Annotated in this window: 15 protein-coding genes; 12 read left to right on the top strand and 3 right to left on the bottom strand. The window is 74.4% G+C overall.

Features of this window, described 5'->3' with window-relative positions; translation table 11 throughout:
• Positions 1–66 precede the first annotated feature (66 nt).
• Positions 67–1,383: a nucleotide disphospho-sugar-binding domain-containing protein gene (locus tag HDA43_RS02065; RefSeq protein WP_179818036.1), complete on the top strand. Its 1,317-nt coding sequence runs from the start codon at positions 67–69 to the stop codon at positions 1,381–1,383.
• 299 nt (positions 1,384–1,682) lie between these two features.
• Here the strand turns inward: HDA43_RS02065 and HDA43_RS02060 are convergent, their stop codons facing one another.
• Positions 1,683–3,134, bottom strand: a complete 1,452-nt coding sequence (locus tag HDA43_RS02060; RefSeq protein WP_179818035.1) for an extracellular solute-binding protein — start codon at positions 3,132–3,134, stop codon at positions 1,683–1,685.
• Positions 3,135–3,615: 481 nt separating this feature from the next.
• Here HDA43_RS02060 and HDA43_RS02055 point away from each other — a divergent pair, with 481 nt between their 5' ends.
• The 4 genes from HDA43_RS02055 to HDA43_RS02040 all read left to right on the top strand — a co-directional run bounded on the left by HDA43_RS02055 (position 3,616) and on the right by HDA43_RS02040 (position 8,458).
• Positions 3,616–4,023: a YciI family protein gene (locus HDA43_RS02055; RefSeq protein WP_179822619.1), complete on the top strand. Its 408-nt coding sequence runs from the start codon at positions 3,616–3,618 to the stop codon at positions 4,021–4,023.
• Entirely contained in the window at positions 4,020–5,165 is a 1,146-nt protein-coding gene (locus HDA43_RS02050; RefSeq protein WP_179818034.1) for an RNA polymerase sigma factor, read from the top strand. The genes HDA43_RS02055 and HDA43_RS02050 overlap by 4 nt, the downstream gene beginning before the upstream one ends.
• 246 nt (positions 5,166–5,411) lie before the next feature.
• A complete protein-coding gene (locus HDA43_RS02045; protein WP_179818033.1) occupies positions 5,412–6,989 on the top strand; it encodes a class I SAM-dependent methyltransferase in 1,578 nt (525 codons plus the stop codon).
• Positions 6,990–7,009: 20 nt separating this feature from the next.
• Complete coding sequence (locus HDA43_RS02040) at positions 7,010–8,458, top strand: FAD-binding protein (RefSeq protein WP_312872905.1); 1,449 nt, start codon at positions 7,010–7,012, stop codon at positions 8,456–8,458.
• A 158-nt stretch (positions 8,459–8,616) separates the two neighbouring features.
• Here HDA43_RS02040 and HDA43_RS02035 read toward each other — a convergent pair whose 3' ends face one another.
• A complete protein-coding gene (locus HDA43_RS02035) occupies positions 8,617–9,354 on the bottom strand; it encodes a class I SAM-dependent methyltransferase (RefSeq protein ID WP_179818032.1) in 738 nt (245 codons plus the stop codon).
• Positions 9,354–10,382: a PLP-dependent cysteine synthase family protein gene (locus HDA43_RS02030; protein ID WP_179818031.1), complete on the bottom strand. Its 1,029-nt coding sequence runs from the start codon at positions 10,380–10,382 to the stop codon at positions 9,354–9,356. Before HDA43_RS02030 ends, HDA43_RS02035 begins: the two co-directional genes overlap by 1 nt.
• A gap of 763 nt (positions 10,383–11,145) precedes the next feature.
• On the opposite strand from HDA43_RS02030, the gene asnB reads away from it, so the two are divergent.
• Genes asnB through HDA43_RS01995 form a run of 7 tightly spaced genes read left to right on the top strand, consistent with a single transcriptional unit; the run spans position 11,146 to position 20,217 of the window.
• Positions 11,146–12,972, top strand: a complete 1,827-nt coding sequence (asnB, locus tag HDA43_RS02025; RefSeq protein WP_179818030.1) for an asparagine synthase (glutamine-hydrolyzing) — start codon at positions 11,146–11,148, stop codon at positions 12,970–12,972.
• Positions 12,969–14,015 carry a PrpF domain-containing protein gene (locus tag HDA43_RS02020; protein ID WP_179818029.1) on the top strand — a complete coding sequence of 349 codons (1,047 nt, stop codon included), beginning with the start codon at positions 12,969–12,971 and terminating at the stop codon, positions 14,013–14,015. The genes asnB and HDA43_RS02020 overlap by 4 nt, the downstream gene beginning before the upstream one ends.
• Entirely contained in the window at positions 13,994–15,160 is a 1,167-nt protein-coding gene (locus HDA43_RS02015) for an acyl-CoA dehydrogenase family protein (RefSeq protein WP_179818028.1), read from the top strand. Before HDA43_RS02020 ends, HDA43_RS02015 begins: the two co-directional genes overlap by 22 nt.
• The gene (locus HDA43_RS02010; protein ID WP_179818027.1) at positions 15,148–16,662 is read left to right on the top strand and encodes a dihydroorotase; all 1,515 of its coding nucleotides are present in this window, start codon (positions 15,148–15,150) and stop codon (positions 16,660–16,662) included. The genes HDA43_RS02015 and HDA43_RS02010 overlap by 13 nt, the downstream gene beginning before the upstream one ends.
• The gene (locus HDA43_RS02005; RefSeq protein ID WP_218911565.1) at positions 16,662–18,149 is read left to right on the top strand and encodes an MFS transporter; all 1,488 of its coding nucleotides are present in this window, start codon (positions 16,662–16,664) and stop codon (positions 18,147–18,149) included. The genes HDA43_RS02010 and HDA43_RS02005 overlap by 1 nt, the downstream gene beginning before the upstream one ends.
• Positions 18,146–19,387, top strand: a complete 1,242-nt coding sequence (locus tag HDA43_RS02000; RefSeq protein ID WP_179818025.1) for an ATP-grasp domain-containing protein — start codon at positions 18,146–18,148, stop codon at positions 19,385–19,387. Before HDA43_RS02005 ends, HDA43_RS02000 begins: the two co-directional genes overlap by 4 nt.
• On the top strand, positions 19,384–20,217 hold the full coding sequence (locus HDA43_RS01995) for an ATP-grasp domain-containing protein (RefSeq protein WP_179818024.1): 834 nt from the start codon (positions 19,384–19,386) through the stop codon (positions 20,215–20,217). Before HDA43_RS02000 ends, HDA43_RS01995 begins: the two co-directional genes overlap by 4 nt.
• The last annotated feature ends 46 nt before the right edge of the window (positions 20,218–20,263 follow it).

The following is a 20,263-nucleotide window of genomic DNA, read 5'->3' as shown; positions in this document are numbered from 1 at the left end:
CACCGCCCCCACGGGGTCCGGACGCCCCAGGCCACCAGGTAAGCGATGTTCCAAGGGAGACAGCCAATGCGCGTAATGCTCAGCGTCTGGCCGCAGACGTGCCACCTCTACCCCGCCATCCCCTACGCCCAGGCGCTGCAGCTCGCCGGGCACGAGGTCTGCGTCGCCTGCCCCCCGGGCGCCGCCGACGACATCGTCGCCGCCGGCCTGACCGCGGTCGTCTGCGGCGAGCCCGAGACCGACGGCTGGCTCCGGGACGACATCCACCCCAGGGCCGACGAGATGGAGCGCCTGGCCACGCTCCTGGAGATCCCCGACGCTGAGCGCGACAACTGGGACGTCTTCTTCCAGTACTACATGATGGCCGTCCGCTTCCACCTGCCCTCGCGGCCCAGCAAGCAGAACGAGGCGCTGGTCGAGTTCGCCCGCTCCTGGAAGCCCGACCTCGTCCTGTGGGACCCCTGGTTCCCCGCCGGGGCCGTGGCGGCCCGCGCCAGCGGCGCCGCGCACGCGCGGGTGCTGATGGGCCCCGACTACAGCGGCTGGGCCGTCGAGAGGTTCGCCGCGCACGCCGGCCGTACCGGCGCCGGGCAGGCGGCGAACCCGCTGGCCGAGGCGGTGCGCCCGCTCGCCGCGCACTACGGCATCGAGGTGGACGAGGAACTGCTGGTCGGCCAGTGGACCGTCGACCCCATGCCCGCGGAGATGCGGCTGTCCACCGGCATCGCCTCGCTGCCGGTCCGCTGGAGCCCCTACAACGGCGGCGGCGTCAAGCCGGCGTGGCTGTACGGCAGGCCCGAGCGGCCCCGCCTGGCGCTGTCGGTCGGCCTGTCGACCCGCGCGTACCACAAGGGGGAGTGGCGCACCCCGAAGATCCTGGAGGCGGTCGCGGACCTGGACGTCGAGGTGGTCGCCACCCTCAACGCCGACCAGCTCGAAGGCGTCGGCGCCATCCCCGCCAACGTGCGCACCGTCGACTACGTCCCGCTCGTCCAGCTCCTGCCCACCTGCTCGGCGAGCATCAACCACGGCTCCAGCGGCACGTTCTGGGCCTCGGTGGCCGCCGGCCTGCCGCAGATCATCACCGACACCGACGAGCCGCAGCGGGTCGTCGTCGCCGACGGTGAGAACAGCAAGATGGCCGAGCGGCACATCCTCTCCAAGGTGGCGGCCCGCTACGTCGAGGCCCGCCGGGCGGGCCTGCGGCTGAACCACCAGACGCAGACCGTCGAGGAGGTCAGGGAGCAGGTCGTCGCGGTGCTGGAGGACCCGGCCTACCGCGCCGGCGCCGACGCCGTCCACGCCGAGTGGCTGGCCAAGCCCGGACCGGGCGAGATCGTCGCTGACCTGGAGAAGCTCACCGCCGAGCACCGGCGGCGCTGACGACCCGCGTGAGGGCCGGGGCGGGCACGGTCCGCCCCGGCCCTTCGCCGTGCGCGGGGTCCCGCGCGCCGCCCCCGGACGCCGTGAGTCGTGCGCGGGGTCCCGCGCGCCTCCGGACGCCGTGAGTCGTGCGGCCACGGTGGTGCGGGCGCGCGGGTGCCCGGCCGTACGCGGGGGTCGCCGTACGCGAGGCCGCGCGGGAAGCCGGGCACACGCGAGGGGTCCCGGGCGCCTTCCGCGCCCGGGACCCCTCAGGTCCTCCATGTCCCCCGGCCGACGGGACGCCGGCCGGCGGAACGTCAGCCGTTGAGCCGCACGACCGCCTCCATGTCGGCCGCCGAGTAGTCGCGGCCGGCCGCGGCCTCGCTGAACGCCTCCACGCTGAGGCTGTGGGTGGGGCTGTTCTCCGGGTCGCGGAACCCGGAGGTCAGCGCGTACTCGTTGTAGACGTCCAGCAGGCGCTGCGCCTCGACGTCGGCGAAGGCGAAGCGCTCCTGCGGGTCGGCGTCGCGGGCCAGGATGTCGCCCATGGCGCGGGTCATGACGTCCTGGTTGCCGGCGAAGTCGCCGAAGATGGCGCCCTCCGACGCGGGCACCCGCCCGGCCAGCTCCGGCCGCTGCCGTACGGCGCCGGCCGGGAACCGCATGACGTGGTCGTAGGCCACCCGGTGGCGGGGGTGCCTGTCGAACCAGCCCTCCTCCTCCAGCAGCGCGGCCGAGGAGTAGGTCAGCGGCAGGAAGCTGTTGGCCCGGTGCCGCTCGGCGGCGTACTCCGGGTTGTGCAGGTACTGCAGGAACGCCAGCGCCCCCTCCTGGGTCGCCTCGTCCAGGCCGTTGGCCAGCCACAGGGACGTGCCGGCGATCGCGTTGCCGACGTAGGGCACCCGGTCGTTGTAGGGGAAGATCCCGACCTCCATCTCGAAGTCGTTGTCCTCCGCGGCCCGGTGCATGTAGTTCACGTCGTTGGAGGAGGAGATCCGGATCGCCACGTCCTGCTCGGCGAAGGCCCGCAGCGTCCCGGCCCAGTCGGGGATCTTGCCGGTGTAGAGGTAGTGGCCGTCGCGGTGCAGCTTCTTCCACCACGTCGCCCAGGCCACCATCTCCGGCGAGGCCATGGTGGAGGTCGTGGCCCGGCCGGCGCGGCCGTTGTGGTTGTCGACGAGCAGGCCGCCCTGCGACGCCACCGCCTGCTGGATGAACGTGCCGTGGTTGGACCAGGTGATGGCGTGCGAGGGGCCGCCCGCCGTCGCGGCGACCGCCCGGCAGACCTCCTCGACCTCCTCCCAGGTCTCCGGCAGCTTCGTCACCCCGGCCCGGCGCAGCAGACCCTTGTTGGCGTACAGCAGGCTCGTGGTGGCCACCGTCGGCATGGAGTCGAGGTCGCCCTGGTAGGTGTAGTAGTCGCGGATCGGCGGGATGATGTCGTCGATCACGACGGGCTCGCCGAGGATCTCCGTACGGCCGCCGATGGCCTTCTGCACCGAGGTGAACAGCGGGCTGCCGTCCTGCGCCAGGGAGTCGCGGGCCACCTGGGTCATGTAGAAGTAGTACTCCGAGATCGCCGGGGTGCGGCCCTCGGCCGCCGCCTCCGCGACCTGGCGGGGGAAGCGCCAGAAGTCCTTGCCGTGCACCCGCACCTCGTACTCGGGGTGGGCCCGCTCGAAGTCCTCGCCCTGCTTGTACCAGCGGTCCATCCAGCCGGGAAAGGTCAGGTCCGGCACCCACACCTCGATGGGAATCCTGCGTTTCATGTGACCTCTTTCTGCTTTCGGGGCTTTCACGGCGCGTGGCCGTGGGCGCGGTCGGCTCGCGACCGGCCGGTGGCCGGTCCGCGCACCGGCGAACGGGGATGCGCACAGGAAGGTCGCGGAAACGGACCGGGGAAAGGGCCCGCCCAGCGTCCATGATTTGTCGCCCCGGGAACGCCCGCATCTCCGTGGTTGCGGAGAAGGCGCCGCCGTCTCCGGGACGGCCGCGAGGCACGCGCCGGCCCGGGATGAGGCCGGAGAACCACAGGAAGGGAGCTCCGCGTCGAGCCGTCCGCGGGCGGGCGGGCTCCCGTCCGGCGGGGTGGACGCCCCGGGGTGGTGACGGCCGGAGGCGGGTCCCGGAATCCGACGCGCTGAAATCCATCGGAGAAAAGTGCCGGCGGGATGTCGAGAACCCGCGCGCGGCTCCGTCCCCGGGGTGAGCACGGCCACAATGGGGCCGTACCGTACCGAGGAGAACACGATGGCCAAGTACCTGCTTCTCAAGCACTACCGGGGCGCTCCGGCGGCGGTCAACGACGTGCCGATGGACCAGTGGACGCCGGAGGAGGTCTCGGCCCACCTGCAGTACATGCAGGACTTCGCCACGCGGCTCGAGGGCACCGGCGAGTTCGTCGACGGCAAGGCGCTCTCCCCGGAGGGCACGTTCGTCCGTTACGACGGCGAGGGGCGGCCGCCGGTCACCGACGGCCCGTTCGCGGAGACCAAGGACCTGATCGCCGGCTGGATGGTGATCGACGTCGAGACCTACGAGCGGGCGCTGGAGCTGGCCGGCGAGCTGTCCGCGGCTCCGGGCGCGGGCGGGAAGCCGATCCACGAGTGGCTCGAGGTGCGCCCCTTCATGGTCGAGCCGCCCACGGTGACCGAGTGAACGAGTCGCTGCTGCGGGAGCTGGTGCCCGCGGTGATCGGTGTCCTCGTCCGCCGCGGAGCGGACTTCGCGGCGGCCGAGGACGCCGTGCAGGACGCCCTGGTCGAGGCCGTGCGCGTGTGGCCGGAGGACCCGCCGCGGGACCCCAAGGGCTGGCTGGTCACCGTGGCCTGGCGCAAGTTCCTCGACGCCGCCCGCGCCGACGTCTCCCGGCGGCACCGCGAGGCGCGCGTCGAGGACGAGCCCGCGCCCGGCCCGGCCGGGGCGGTGGACGACACGCTCCAGCTGTACTTCCTGTGCGCGCACCCGTCCCTGACACCGGCCTCGGCCGTCGCGCTCACGCTGCGCGCGGTCGGCGGCCTGACCACGCGCCAGATCGCGCAGGCGTACCTCGTGCCGGAGGCGACCATGGCCCAGCGGATCAGCAGGGCCAAGCGGACCGTATCCGGCGTCCGGCTCGACCGGCCCGGTGACGTCGCCACGGTGCTGCGCGTGCTCTACCTCGTCTTCAACGAGGGCTACTCCGGCGACGTCGACCTCGCCGCCGAGGCGATCCGGCTCACCCGCCGGCTGGCGGCCAGGATCGACCATGAGGAGGTCGCGGGCCTGCTCGCGCTCATGCTGCTCCACCACGCGCGGCGTCCGGCGCGGACCGGCCCCGACGGCAGGCTCGTGCCTCTCGCCGAGCAGGACCGCGGCCTGTGGGACACCCGGCTGATCGCCGAGGGCGTCGAGGTGCTCCAGGCGGCCCTCGGCCGCGACCGCCTGGGCGAGTTCCAGGCCCAGGCCGCCGTCGCCGCGCTCCACGCCGACGCCCCGACGGCGGAGGAGACCGACTGGGTGCAGATCGTCGAGTGGTACGACGAGCTGGTGCGCCTCACCGGCAGCCCGGTGGCCCGCCTCAACCGGGCCGTCGCGGTCGGCGAGGCCGACGGCCCGCGGGCCGGACTGGCCGCCCTGGCGGGGCTCGACCCCGCCCTGCCCCGCCACACCGCCGTCACGGCGTACCTGCACGAGCGGGACGGCGACCTGGCGACCGCGGCACGGCTCTACGCCGAAGCCGCCCGAACGGCGCCCAGCCTCCCCGAACGCGACCACCTCACGCGACAGGCCGCCCGGCTCAACGCGCGGCTGCGCGACTGAGCGACTGCGCGGCTGAGCGACTGAGCGGCTACGCGGCGGCGCGGCACGGTCGCTCGGCTCACGCGGCCGGAACGCGGCGCCGCACGCCGGGAGATGCCCGGTCCGCGGACCCGGTGTGATGCTGAAGGGCGTCGTCCGCCACCGCGCCCGCGGCGGCGTTCCACGCCGGACCCGCGGTGCGGACCTCCGCGCCCGCGGCGGCGTCCCGCGCCGGACCCGCGGGATGGACCTCGCGAAAGGACCGCAATGAGCGTTGACAGCACGTACGCGACCGGCACCCGTGCGACCGCCGGTGCCCTGGTGGAGGAGTTCGCCGCCGCGCCGGACGCCGGGGTGCGGGAGGCGTACCGGCGGCTGGTCGAGGCGGTGTGGGACGGCGGCACGCTGACCGGCCTCGCGCTGCCCGCCGCCTCCGAGATCGTGGACGGCCTGGACCGGGCCGGCGAGGACCGGGCCGGCCTGCTGGCCGTCCTGCTCGGGCTGCTCGCCGAGGCCGAGGCGTACGTCCCGGACAGCCCGGTGCGCGCCGCCGTACGGCAGGGCATGGACCGCTACCTGGACCTGCTGGACCGCTGCGAGCCCGACGAGCCGCTGGCCCAGGGGCTGATCTACCTCCTCGCGCACTTCCCCGAGGACCGCGACCGGATCCTCGCCCAGGTCTCCCGGCTGGAGCTGCCGGTGGACGACCTGTCGCGGCTGGACCGGTGCCTGCGCGAGCTGGACCCGGCCGACCCCGACCTGGGCCGGGTGTGGCCGGCGCCGTCGGTGTGGCGGCTCACCGACGAGGAGCGGGCCTTCGACAGGGCGTGGATCGCCTCCCTGAGCCCCGAGCAGATCACGGTGAACTGGCGCAACGACACCCGCAACGTCTGGGCCTACATGGGCGCCAAGGCGTACTGGACGGTGCGCGACGGCGTGCCCGCGGCGATCCCCCGCGTGCCGCACCCCGCCGACACCGGCGCCACCGTGCCGCCCGCCGCCGAGGCCGGGCCGGAGCTGCTCCGCCCGCACGCCGCCGCGTTCCGCTGCCCCGCCTGCCACGACGGCCTGGACTTCGGCGCCGGCAGCGTCCGCTGCGAACGCTGCGCGGTGACCTACCCCGTCACCCGCGGCATCCTCGACCTGACCGAGGGCATCAGCGACGCCGCCGCCGGCACCGGCGACGAGGCGTCGGCCAACCTGCTGCGCAAGCTCGCCGAGATGCCCACCATGGGCCTCTACTACGAGGCCCTCATGCGGCCGGAGTTCCTGCGGGTCGCCGGGTCCAACTGGGACGCGGCCGTGACGCCCGCCGCCGAGGACGCCTACATCGCCGCGCACGTGCGGCCGGTCGACGGCCCGGTGCTGGACCTGGCCGCCGGCGCGGGCCGCTGGACCGGCGTCATCGCCCAGGCGGTCGGCGCCGAGCGGCTGGTCGCCCTCGACATGGGCCTGCCGATGCTGAACACGCTGCGCGGCAAGCTGCCCGAGGTGCCGGCCGTACGGGCCAGCGCGCTGGAGCTGCCGTTCGGGGACGCGAGCCTGGGCGCGGTGGTCTGCTGGAACGCCCTGCAGGCGTTCCCCGACGACGCCGGTACGGCCATCGCCGAGGTGGGCCGCTGCCTGCGCCCCGGCGGCACCTTCACGCTGATGACGTTCGTGTGGGACACCGACCCCGTCTACCGGCACTTCCAGGCCGCCCACTCCTTCCCCGGCCGCCCCGCGGGCATGCTGCTGTTCGAGGCCGAGCAGCTGCGGACCTGGCTGGCCGAGGCGGGGATGGTGATCCGCGAGGAGTCGGGCAGCGGGACGTTCGTCTTCATCACGGCCGAGCGCGCCGCCTGAGCCGGGAAGGAGAGCCGCACGTGAGCGCCGACGTCACCACCGGCCCCGCCGACGTCACCACCGCCGCCGACCTCACCGCCACCGCCGAGGCCACCGGAGACGCCGTCGCCGCCGTCGCCCGCCCCGGCGAGCCCGGCTACGACGCCGCGACCGCCGTGTTCAACCTGGCCGCCCCGCCCCGCCCGGCGGCGGCGGTCGTCGCGCGGACCGTCGAGGACGTCCGCGCGGCCATCCGCCTCGCCGACGCCGAGGGGCTGTCGCTGCGGGTGCACACCACCGGCCACTCCGCCCCCGCCGCCCGGCCCATGCGCGACGCCCTGCTGATCCGCACCGAGATGGACGGCGGGGTGGAGGTGGACCCGATCCGCCGGGTCGCCCGCATCCCCGCCGGGACGCGCTGGGGCGTCGTCGCCAAGGCCGCGGCGCCGTACGGCCTGGCCGTCGCGCACGGCTCGTCCCCGACCGTCGGCGTCGTCGGCTACCTGCTGGGCGGCGGTCTGAGCTTCTACGGCCGCAAGGTCGGCCTGGCCGCCAACAGCGTCCGCGCCGTCGAGCTGGTCACCGCCGACGGCGAGCTGCGCCGGGTGAGCCTGGGGTCCGACCCGGACCTGTTCTGGGCCCTGCGCGGCGGGGGCGGCGGCTTCGGCGTCGTCACCGCGATCGAGGTGAAGCTGTTCCCCGCCGTCCAGGTGGTCACGGGAACGACCTGCTGGCCCGCGGCCCACGCCCCCGAGCTGCTGCGGACCTGGCGCCGCTGGACCCTGGACGCGCCCCCCGAGGCGACGACCTCCGTACGGGTGCTGAACCTGCCGAAGATCCCCGACGTGCCGCCCATGCTGTCGGCGGGTCCCATCCTGTGCGTGGACGGCGCGGTGCTCGCCGAGACCGGCGACGACGTGGCCGCCGCGCGGCGGTACGCCGAGGAGCTGCTCGGCCCGCTGCGCGCCGTCGCCGAGCCGGTGCTCGACACCTGGCAGCTCACCGAGCCGGTGGACCTGCTCGACACGCACATGGACCCCTCCGACCCGGTCGCCGTCATCGGCGACCACATGCTGCTGGGCGACCTGGGCGACGAGGGGATCGACGCGCTGCTGCGGGTGGTCGGCGAGGGCTCCGGCTCACCGCTGATCTCCGCCGGCCTGCGCCAGCTCGGCGGCGCGTACGCGAAGCCGCACCCCCAGGGCGGCGCGCTCGACCACCTCGACGCCCCCTACGCCTACTCGGGAGGCGGGGTGCCGGGCCTCACCGGCACCGCCGAGGCCATCACCCGGCACATCGCGACCGTCCGGGAGGCGCTCGCCCCCTGGGACACCGGGTGGACGACGCCGACGTTCGTGGAGTCGCACGCGCAGCCGCAGCGGCACCTCACCGACGGCCGGATCGCCGCCGCCGACCTCATCCGCCACCGGGTGGACCCGGCGGGCCGCTTCCGCGACGACATCATGCCCGGAGCCACGAAGCCGGGCTGAGCGCCGCCGCGCCGGAGGAGAAAGCACAGGCCGCCCCACCCGGGTCATCCGATCCGGGCGGGGCGGCCTTCCGGTTTCCCGGTCCGGCCGTTCCGGGCCGGAACAGGCGAAGGGCGGACCGGGGTGTCCCGGTCCGCCCTGGGCAGCGGTGAAGGGGGTCAGGCGGCGGGCTTGACCGCCCAGATGACCCGGTTGTACAGCTCCACCGGCGGGGTGGGAACGATCGTGACCTGCTCGAAGCCGGCCTCGACCAGGTGGTCCCGCCAGAACTCCGGCGTGGTGAGGATCTCCCCGTCCTCGCGCATGAAGCGGGGGAGCAGGTCCACCTGCAGCAGCATCCGCTCGAAGCAGGCGTTGAGGAGGTAGTGCCGCGCCTTGGCGGTCAGCAGGTCCAGGATGTCGAGCGCGCGCTCCCGGTCGCCGGGCTCTCCCATGACCCGGCAGAACTGGTCGGCGTTGATGAAGCGCCCGCCGGGACGCAGGACGCGGAAGATCTCGGCGGCGGAGGCCGCGTAGGTGTCCAGCTCCAGGTGGTGCAGTGCGAAGCTGCTGATCACGACGTCGAAGCTGTTGTCGGGGAACTGGGAGAGGTCCTGCACCACGCCGTCGGTGAACGTCACGTCCGGGTCGGCGGCGAACTTCTCCAGCGCGGCCGCCACCATCGTCGGGGCGGGGTCGAGGCCGACGATCCGGGCCCCGGGCAGCGCCTCACGGCACAGCGAGGTCAGCCGGCCCGTGCCCGACCCCACGTCCAGCAGGTCCGTGGCGCCGGGGGGCAGCAGCTCGACCGCGGTGGCCAGCAGCGCCACGTTGGAGGCGTCGGTGTTCAGCACCTTGTCGTAGTCGATCGCGACGTCGTTCCAGTGCGTCTTCGAGGTCTCGGACGTGATGGTCATCAGGCTCCACACTTTCCTTTGAGGGGGACGGGAGTGGTCTGCGGAGACGCGGTGGCCTGCGGCGCGGGGTCCACGGGGGCGTCCCAGATGGACAGGTACCGCTCGCCGCTGTCGGGCAGGATCGTGACGATCGTGGCGCCGGCCCACCGCTCCCGGCCCGCCAGGACCCGGGCGGCGTGGACGGCGGCGCCCGAGGAGATCCCCGCGAACAGGCCGGAGTGGCGGGCGAGGTCGCGGGCCGTGCCGATCGCGTCCCCGTCGGTCACGGTGACCACCTCGTCGATGCAGGTGACGTCGGTGACCGGGTTGATGAACCCGCCGCCGATGCCGGGGATGCGGTGCGGGCCCCGCTCGCCGCCGGACAGGACCGGCGAGCCCGCCGGCTCGACGGCGACGACGTGGACGTCGCCCCGCTCCTTGAGGTAGCGGGCGACGCCGGTCAGCGTGCCGCCGGTCCCCACCGCGCAGACGAACACGTCCACCGAGCCGCCGCAGGCGTTCCAGATCTCCGGCCCGGTCGTCTCGTAGTGGGCCGCCACGTTCGCCGGGTTCCTCTCCTGACCGACCAGGAACGAACCGGGGATGGACCGGTGGAGCTGCACGCCCCGCTCGATCGCGGCGAGCAGGCCCTCCTGGTACGGGGACAGCACGATCTCCGCGCCGAACGCCCGCAGGATGGCGCGCCGCTCCTCGGTGGCGTTGTCCGGCAGGACGATGACGCACCGGTGGCCGCGCGAGGCGCAGAGCGCGGCGAGCGAGATCCCGGTGTTGCCGGACGACGCCTCGATCACCGTCCCCCCGCTGGGGGGAAGGGCGCCGGAGCGCTCGGCCTCCAGGATCATCCGCAGCGCGGCCCGGTCCTTGACGCTCGACAGGGGGTTGAGCATCTCCAGCTTCGCCAGCAGCCGGACGTCCGGTGGGCAGTCGGGAAGGGCGAGCCGCAGCAGCGGGGTGTCGCCCACCAGTTCCTCCAGGGACGACACCACTGCCTGACCCGTCGCCACGGGTGGCTGCAAGCTGACGGTCATGGTTTCTCCTTGCGCGTCGGAAGGATGGCCGGCCGGTCATGGGCGCGGGCGACGGGCGGGGCGGAACCCGGCGGCCCGGCCCGCGTCCGTGACAGGTCCATGACGCGTCCATGGCTGGCCCGCCGCGGGCGGAGGTGGCGAAGGGGGACGGCCGGGGCCGGTCCTCGGCACAGCGGACCCCTCCTGCCTCGCGGGGGACCTGCACGATCAGCTTGTCGCCCGCCCGGCCGCGGCACATCTTCCGGGTTGCGGTGCTTTCCGTGGGCGGGCGCCGTACCGGTCCGGCCGCGCACGGACGGGGCCGTCGCCTTCCCAGCCGTCGCCTTCCCAGCCGGCGCCTCCCCGGCCGGCGTGGCGGGGGCCGTCGCCTCCCGGGCGGCGCGATAGGGGTCGGCCGCGCGGGCGGGGCGGGACGCCGGCTCGTCGTCCGGGCGCCGGCCCCGGCCGTCCGGGGTGAAGGGCGATCACCGCAATCCCAAAGGTGCCCCGCCGTCCGGGCTGCTGCCAGGCTTGACGCAGAGCCGGATCCGCCGACATGACCGTCGCGTCGGCGGCGCGGAACCTCGGTTCCGGCGGCCGCGGGCGGGACCCCTACCGGACTCCTCGACCACCCGTAACACGGATCCGGCTGCTCGGGCGAGAAGGCCGCCGGTGTCGACGGACGTCGCCGCCACCGACGTCGCGGCGCCGGGTGAGAGCCCCGTGCCGCGGAATCGGGCGGCCGGCGCCACGACGGAGTGGACGGGGAGGAGTGATAACGCGGATGTGCCGCATATACGGATATTTCAACACAACGGCCTCGCCGCATGAGCTGAGGACCGCCGAAGCGCTGCAACGCCACGGCGGACCCGACGGCGCCGGACTCGCACGGGGTCCCGGTTACGCGCTGGGAAGCACCCGGCTCGCCATCATGGACCCCGGCGCCGGGCGGCAGCCGTACGTCTCGCCCGACGGCGCGGTCAAGGTCGTCTTCAACGGCGAGATCTACAACCACGACGCGCTGCGCGAGGACCTGCGCGGGCGGGGCTTCACCTTCCCCGACCACTGCGACGGGTCCATCCTCCCGGCCCTCTACCGAGTGTACGGCGACGCCTTCGCCGAGCGCCTCGACGGGATGTACGCGATCGCGGTCCTCGACCTGCGCGGCGCCCCCCGCCTGGTGCTCGCCACCGACGACGCGGGCATGAAGCCGCTGTACTACCGGTGGGACCCGGCCGGGCGAACGCTGCACTTCTCGTCGGAGATCCCGTCCCTCCTCGCGTTCGAGGGGGTCTCCACCGCGGCCTGGGAGCCGGGCCTCGACGCCTATCTCGCGACCAAGACCCCGTTCGGCGAGCAGACCATGTTCGCCGACATCAGGGTCTTCCCCCCGGGCGTCACCGCGATCTGCGACGGGACCGCGGGGCTGCGCCTGCGCACCCGGGAGCGGGCGGCGGCGACGCGGCCGGAGACCGGTTCCGCCGACCTCGCGGTGGTGGGCGCCGAGCTGCGGGAGAGGCTCCGCCGGGAGGTGGACCGGCTGCTGACCGCCGACGTGCCGGTCGCCACCATCACCTCCGGCGGGCTCGACTCCAGCCTGGTCACCGCCTTCGCCGCGCGGCGGCCGGGGACCCTGCACACCTTCAACATCGCCTACCGGGGACGCTGGCCCGCCGACGAGCGGCACTACGCGCGCCAGGTGGCCGAGCGGGCCGGAGCCCACTACCACCAGGTGGAGATCGACCCCGCGACGTTCCCCGACATGCTGGCCGACGTCGTGTGGCACCTGGGCCAGCCGAACGCCGACCCGATCACGCTCAGCACCTACGCCCTGTTCGGCGCGGTGCGGGACGCCGGGTTCAAGGTCGCGCTCAGCGGGGACGCCGCCGACGAGGTGTTCGGCGGCTACGAGCGGATGCGGGCCGCCGCGGCCGCCGCCGAGGCGGGCGCGCCCTGGCGCCGGGCCTACCTCGACAGCCTCGGGGTCCTGCCCGCCGACCGGCGCGCCGGCCTGTACACCCGCGACTACGCGGCGCTGCTCCGCGAGGGGCCGCCCGCCGTTCCCGCGGAGGCGACGGAACTGCTGGACCGCGGCGGCACCGTGCTGCGGCGGATCACCGAGTTCGAGCTGCGTCACCGCCTGCCCGCCTACCACCTGCGCCGGGTGGACCACATGAGCATGGCGCGGTCGGTCGAGGTACGCCTGCCGTACTGCCAGCGCGGCGTCGTCGAGCTGGGCCGGGCGCTGCCGGACGGACTGCGGATCGGCGGCGGGCAGGTCAAGCGCGCGCTGTACGCCGCCGCCCGCGGCCTGCTGCCGGAGAGCGTGACGAACCGCGCGAAGCAGCCCTTCACCCTGCCGGTCACCGCGATGCTCGCACCGGGGTGGCCGCTGTGGGAGTACGCCAGGGACATGCTGGCCGACGACCGGCTGCGCCCCGCCGGGCGGCTCGACCCCGCCGCGGTGCGGGACCTGTTCACCCGGCAGGCGACGCGGCCCGACGACACCACGGCGCTGACGATCTGGGCGCTGCTCGTCTACGAGGTGTGGCTCGACCAGTTCCGGCTGGGAACGCGCCGGCCGGTGGAGGAGACGGAGATGGCGGCATGATCGGCCACCTCGCCTACGCGGTGGGAAGCCCGTGTCCCACGCTGGTGCTCGACGCGAGGCACCTGCCCAGGCAGCGGGAGCCGCTGCTCGCCGCGCTCACCGAGGCCCGCCGCTGGCTGGCCGCCGCGGGCGGGGAGCACGTGCTCAAGATCGCGCTGATCGAGCCCTCCGCGCATCCGCTGTTCGACCTCGACTACCGGTTCGTCCAGGCGCTGCCGGGCGACCCGGCCGGGTTCGACCTGCGGGGCTCGTGCGGGCACTCGGTGCTGTGCGCGATCACCGCGGCGGCGGAGACCGGCGTGCTGCCCAGGCTCGGGCCGGGCATGCGGGTGCGGGTGAACGTCCTCAACAACGGCGACTGCCTGGCCTGCGAGGTCGAGGAGGTGAGCCGGGGGACGACCGGGTTCACCATGCACTTCCTGCACGCGCCGCCCAAACCCGTCTCCCGGTTGCTGCTGACCGGCCGGCCCACGACGGCCCTGGACGTGGACGGTGAGCGGGTCGAGGTCTCCCTGGTGTCCGCGGGCAACCCGTACGTCTTCGTGTCCGCCTCGGGCGCGCGGATCTCCGGCGCCGAGGAGCTGTTCGGCGACGACCCGGACCTGTTCGACCGCCTGGTGCGGATCCGCGGCGCGGCCGCGGCCCACCTGGGCTGGCCGGCCGAGAGCGTGTTCCCGAAGGTGGCGGTCACCGTCCCGGCCGGGGGCGGGCGGATCGCGGCCCGCGCGGTGTCGGTGCCGACCTGGCATCCCACGCTGGCGCTGACCGGCGCGGCCTGTCTGGGGGCGGCGATCGGGATCCCCGGCACCGTCCCGTGGCTGGCCGCGAGGGAGGCCCGGTACGACGGCGGCGCGATCCACGTCGACACGCCCGGCGGGAGCGTCAAGGTCCTGGCGGCCGTGCACGTGCGCGACCGGGAACGCGAGATCGCCTGGATCACCGTCGGCAACCGGCGGGTCGTCCTCCACGGCTCGTTCCTCATCGAGTCGCTTGCCCATTTCCAGTTCAAGGAGACTGTCGAATGTCTGTCGGTGTCAGCGTGATCGAACCGGGCCCGGTGCTGGAGACGCTTCTCCACTCCGCGGCCCGGACCGCCGTCAGCGGATGGCCGGACGAGCAGGCGCTGGCCGAACTCCGCCGCTCCGGGCTGCTCGCCACCGCGGTGCCGGCGGAGTACGGGGGCGCCGGCGGCGACGCCGCCACGGTCAACTCGGTGGTCGAGCGGGTCGCCCGGGTGAACCCGTCGGTGGCGATCATCCTGTTCCAGCACTTCGCCGTCACCATGCGCATCGTCGAGTGGGGCACCGCCGAGCAGAAGGCCGCGCTGCTGCCCGCGTTCGCGTCCGGCGAGTGCCTGGCCGCCTCGGCGTGGAGCGAGCGGGGCGCCGGCGCCGCCAAGAAGAACATCGCCACGACGGGCTCCCGGACCTCCGACGGCCGCTGGCGGCTCAACGGCGCCAAGTCGTTCACCACCGGCGCCGGGGTGGCGGACATCTACCTCGTGCTCGCGACGACCTCCGCCGCGCACGACGACCGCGAGACCCGGAACGGCCAGAACGGCGGAAACAGCCAGAACGGCGGGAACGGCGACAGCCTGTACGGCTCCGCGGGCCAGTCCTTCTTCCTGGTGCGGGGCGACAACCCCGGCCTGGGCGTCGACCGGTCGCTCGACCTGGCCGGCATGCGGGGGTCGGCGACCGGGTTCGTCACCCTGCACGACTGCGAGGTCCCCGACGAGGACCGGCTGGGCCCGCTGGGGCAGGCCCCGGCCATCATCGCCGCCGTCCGCGAGACCGGCGCGACCCTCGGCGCGGTGTCGGTGGGGATCGCGCAGGCGGCGCTGGACGTCGCGATCGACCACGCCCGCCGGCCCGGCCCGCTCGGCACGCAGGCGGCCAGGCAGCGGCTCGCCGAGCTCAGCGCCCAGGTGGAGGCCGCGCGCGCGATCGTCGACAGCGCCGGGCGGAGGCTGTCGGCCACGCCCGGCACGGTCACGCTGCAGAGCAAGATCTTCGCCTCGGCCACGGCCGAGCAGGTCTGCCTGGAGGTCGCCCGCATGCTCGGGTCCACCGCGTACGTGGCGGGCCACCAGCTCAACCGCCTGATCGCGGACGCCCGCGCGGTGGCGCTGATGGGGCCGACCAACGACCTGTGCCGGGAGCTGATGGCGGCGTCATGGACGAACTGAGGACCCGCCCCGACCTGGTGGTGACCGGCGGCCGCGTCGTCACCCCCGCCGGGGTGCGCCCGGCGACCGTCACCGTGACCGGCGGCCGGATCACCGCCGTGCTCGACGACGACGGAGGCGGTGACGGTGCGGGAGGCGGCGACGGCGGCCTGCCGCCGGACGTCCCCCGGGTGCGGGCGGACGGCTGCTACGTCCTGCCGGGACTGATCGACTCGCACGTGCACTTCCGCACGCCCGGACTCGAACACAAGGAGGACTGGGCCCACGGGAGCCGCGCCGCCGTCGCGGGCGGCGTGACCACCGTCATCGACATGCCGAACACGGTGCCGCCGACCCTCGACCCGGAGGCGCTCGTCTCCAAGGCCGAGCTGGTCGCCGGGACGTCGCTGGTCGACTACCGGTTCCACCTGGGGGCCGACCCCCGGCGGCCCGCGCTGCTCGCCCGCCTCGACCCCGGGATCGCCACGACCGCCAAGGTCTTCATGGCGGGCCACCACACCGCGCCGACCGTGGTCAGGGACCCGATCGCGCTGGAGAAGATCTTCGCGGCCGCCGCGATCGGCGGCGTGCGGCTGCTCCTGCACGCCGAGGACGAGTCCATCTTCACCCTGCTCGACCAGTGGCAGGGGGAACCGCGCTCCTACCTCGACTACGAGCGGCGGCGGCCGCGCAGCGGCGGCATCTCCGCGGTGGCGCGCGTCCTGGAGCTGGTCCGCCGGTACGGCACCGAGGCCCACATCCTGCACCTGTCCAGCGCCGAGGAGGCCGACCTGGTCACCGCGGCGCGGGCCGCCGGGCTGCCGGTCACGTTCGAGGTGACCGGCCACCACCTGTCGTTCACCGACGCCGACACGCGCCGGCTGGGCGCCAGGATCCGGCTGTCGCCGGCCATCCGCACCCAGGCGGACCAGGACAGGCTGTGGGAGGCGCTGCGGGCCGGCGAGGTCGCCTGCCTCGGCAGCGACCACGCCCCGCACACCGTCGAGGAGAAGACCCGGCCGGTCCCGGACGCCCCACCCGGGCTGCCCGGCGTGCAGGAGCTCGCCGTGGCCGTGTGGACCGGCATGCGGCGGCGCTGGCCGGAGGAGGACCCCGACCTGGCCGCCACGCGCCTGGCCGAGCACCTCTCCGCCAGGCCGGCCGAGATGTTCAGGCTGCCGGGCAAGGGCCGGCTGGAGCCGGGCGCCGACGCGGACCTGGTGGTCTTCGACCCCGCCGCGCCCTGGATGCTCTCCGCGCACGACGTGCGGTCGAAGTGCGGCTGGTCGGCGTACGAGGGGTGGACGATGACCGGCCGGGTGCTCACCACGATCAGGGGCGGGCAGGTGGCCTGGGACGCCGAACGGGGCGTCTTCGGCCGCCCCGAGGGACGCTGGCTGTCCGGCGCCGCCGCGCAGGACCGGCCGCGTACGGAGATCACCGCGCGGGACCCGCGACACGCGGAGACCGAGGCGCAGGGCCCGTCCCGAGGGGCGGGGGAGCGGGAGGTGACCTCCGCGTGATGCTGAAGGGGATACACCCGAACATCAAGCTCCGCATCGGCATCGGGTTCGTCCAGCGCCTGCTGGACATGATGCTCATCCCACTGATGATCATCCACTTCTCCGGCCTGTACGGCGCGGCCACGGCCGGCCTGATGACCGTGGTGGCCGCCGGCGTCGCGATCGCGTGCACCTTCCTCGGCGGCTACCTGTCCGACGTGCGCGGGCGCCGCCGTACGATGCTCGTCAGCGAGGTGGGCTGCTTCGTCGCGGCCGTGTGCCTGGCGCTCGCCAACTCCCCGTGGTGGGAGTCCGGCATCGCCACCTACATCTTCTACCTGGTCAACACGGCCCTGATCAGCGTGGTCCGGCCGGCCAGCGACGCCATGATCATCGACGTGTCCACCCCGGAGACGCGGCCCAGGATCTACGCGGTCAACTACTGGGCGACGAACGTGGCGTTCGTCGTGGGCTCCCTGCTCGCCGGCTTCCTCTACGGCGGGCACTTCTTCCTCATCCTGGCCGCGGCGGCCGTGCTCTCCGGCGGGGTCGCCGTGGTCACCTGGCGGTGGATCTCCGAGACCAGGCCGGCCACCGGGACCACTGCCGGGACCACCGCCGAGACGGCCGCCGGGACCGCGGGCGGGAGCGCCGCCGGGACCGCGGACGGGCCGGGGACCGGGCGGACCGGGTGGCTGCTGCCGCTGCTGCGGGGCTACGCCGCCGTCCTGCGCGACCGCGTCTTCGCCCGGTTCTTCCTCTCGATCCTCCTGTTCACCTGCATCCAGGTGCAGCTCGCCAACTACATCGGGGTACGGCTCAGCCAGGAGTTCCCGCCGCAGCGGCTCTTCGACGTCGGCCCGTGGGCGCTGGACGTCGACGGGGTCAACATGTTCGGCATCCTGCGGGCCATCAGCACCTTCGTCGTCGTCTGCCTCGCGCTGTCCGCGACGACGATCTTCAGGCGGCTCACCGACGGGCAGCGGATCGGCGGGGGCACCATCGTCGTCACCGCCGGATACATGGTGCTGGCGGTGAGCAACGACCCCGGGGTGCTGATCACCGCGACGGTGGTGTTCGCGCTGGGGGAGATCATGACCTCCCCGACGCGTCAGGCGCTGCTGGCCGACGTGGTCCACCCCGACGCGCGGAGCATGTACATGGCCGTCTACCAGCTGCAGTTCCGGCTCGCCGCGGTGGCCGGCTCGCTGTGCGTGACGCTCGGCACCTTCGTCCCCCCGGCCGCGATGAGCGTCCTGTACGGGGTCTTCGGCGCCGCGTCGTGCCTGCTGATCCTGTCGGTGCTGCGGGCACGGGCCGCGGGCGCGCGGGCGGAGGCCGCACCGCGGCCAGAGGGCGACCCGGTGGAGACGGCGCCGGACGGGACCGGCGACCGGGCCGAGGCCGTACCGCGGGCGGACGGCGACCGGACGGCGGCCGCGCCGCACGCGGCCGGTGACGCGGGGGGACCGCACACCCGACACGCGACATCAGGGAGCAGGCGATGACCCAGGACAGGACGCTGCTGTTCATCGGCGCCACCACACGCGCACTCCGGACGGCCAAGGAGTTCGGCCTGGACGTCGTCCTCCTCCAGCACCGGAGCAAGTTCGAGGCCGAGCAGGCCGCGCTCGCCGACGTGACGTTCGTCGCCGACTACACCGACTGGTCCGCGGTGCGGCCCCTGGCGCAGGCCGCGCGCGAACGCTGGGGGATCACGGCCGCGCTGGCCCTGACCGACCCGGCGCTGGACGCCCTGGGCCGGGTCAACGACCTGTTCGGCCTCGGCGGCACCGGCCACGAGGTCTGCCGGCGGTTCCGGGACAAGTACGAGATGCGCCGGCACCTGGCGGCCCGCGGCGCGCCGGTGATCGGCGCCGAGCCGCTGGAGAGCCGGGACGACCTGACCTCCTTCGGCGACCGGTACGGCTACCCGTTCATCGTCAAGCCCACCGACGCGGCGGCCGGCATCGGCGTCTTCCGCGTCGACGGCCCGGCCGACGCCGACGCGGCGTGGCGGCGGGTGCTCGGCCTGCGGGAGACCGGGGTGAACCGCGGCTGCGGGTACCTGTTCCCGCTCACCGGCTTCCTCATGGAGGAGTACGTCGACGGCCCCGAGTTCAGCGTCGAGGCGTTCAGCTTCTCCGGCCGCCACGTCGTGGTCGCCGTCACCGAGAAGCTCACCTCCGACACCCACTTCGCGGAACTGGGGCACACGGTCCCGGCCCGGGTCACCTCCGCCCAGGAGGAGCTGGTCGCGACGGCCGCGACCGGCTTCCTCGACGCCATGGGGCTCGCCGACGGGCCCAGCCACACCGAGATCCGGATCGGGCCGCGCGGCCCGGTCGTCATCGAGTCGCACAACCGGATCGGCGGCGACCGGATCACCGACCTGGTGGAGGCGGTGTACGGGATCGACCTGGTCGCCTACGCGATCGGCCGGCCGTTCGGGCTGGTGGAGGAGCTGACCGAGCGGCCCCGGCCCCGAGGCGGCGCGGCGGTGCGGTTCCTGGACGCCGGGCCGGGCCGGGTGGCGGCCATCGACGGCCTGGCGGAGCTGCGCTCCCGCCCCGACGTCATCGCCGCCGACGTGTTCGCGAAGGTCGGGGACGTCGTCGGGCCGGTGCTCGACAACAACGACCGCCTCGGCCTGGTCGCCGCGACCGGCCCCGACGGCGACGCCGCGGTCAAGCTGTGCGAGGAACTGCTGGAGAACACCCTGAACGTGCAGGTGGTGAACCCGTGACCATTGTCATCCTGGACCGGGCCGTCGGCCCGCTCCCGCCGTACGCGGACTGGCTGCGCGACAGCGGCCGTCAACTCGTCCTGCTGACCGGGCGCCCCCCGGAGGAGGTCCCCGGCGGCGACTACGACCGGGTGGAATGCCTCCCCGGCTACGCGACGTCCACCGAGGTGGACAGGTACGTGCTCGACCTCGCCGAACGCACCGCCGTGTCGGCGCTCGTGGCGACCGCCACCGAGGACCTGGTCAGGGCCGGCGCCCTGAGGGAGTGCCTGGGCGTCGCCGGGCAGGGCAGAGACGCCGCACTGGCGTTCGCCGACCCCGTGACGACCCGGCGGCTCCTGGCCGGAGCGGGCGTCCCCGCCGTCGAGCGCGGAGCCGTACAGCGGATCTCCGACCTCTACTGGCACGCCCACCGCTGGGGATACCCGGTGCGGGTCCGGGAGCGCAAGAAGGCCGGATGGCCCACGACCGCGGTCCTGCGCGACGAGGCGGACGTGCGTGCCTACACCCGCGGCGGCCTGGCCCCCGACCTGGTGTCCGTGCCCGCCCTGATGGCCGAGCCGTGGACGGCAGGCGAACGCCGTCGCGTCGTCGTCGGCGGAACGGCGGCGAACCGCCCCGAACCCCCCGGCCTGTCGTCCGCCGTGGACGCCGCGCTGGCGGCGCTGCCGGTGACGGACGGCTGCCCGTACCTCGTCGAGGCGGTCCGCGCCGACGACGGGCGGTGGCTGGTCGACACCGTCACCCCGGACGTCGACGGCGACGACCGCCGCGCGGCGGTCCGGGTCCAGGCAGGGCTCGTCCCCGACAACCTGGAGATGATCCGTTGACATCCTCCCCACGGCTGAAGCCCGGGGTCTCCACGCTTAAGGAGTT

The sequence above is a fragment of the Streptosporangium sandarakinum genome (assembly GCF_013409935.1).
Classification (GTDB): domain Bacteria; phylum Actinomycetota; class Actinomycetes; order Streptosporangiales; family Streptosporangiaceae; genus Streptosporangium; species Streptosporangium nondiastaticum.
Note: the sequence above shows the minus strand (reverse complement) of the source record. Positions and strands in the feature narration are given on the sequence as shown.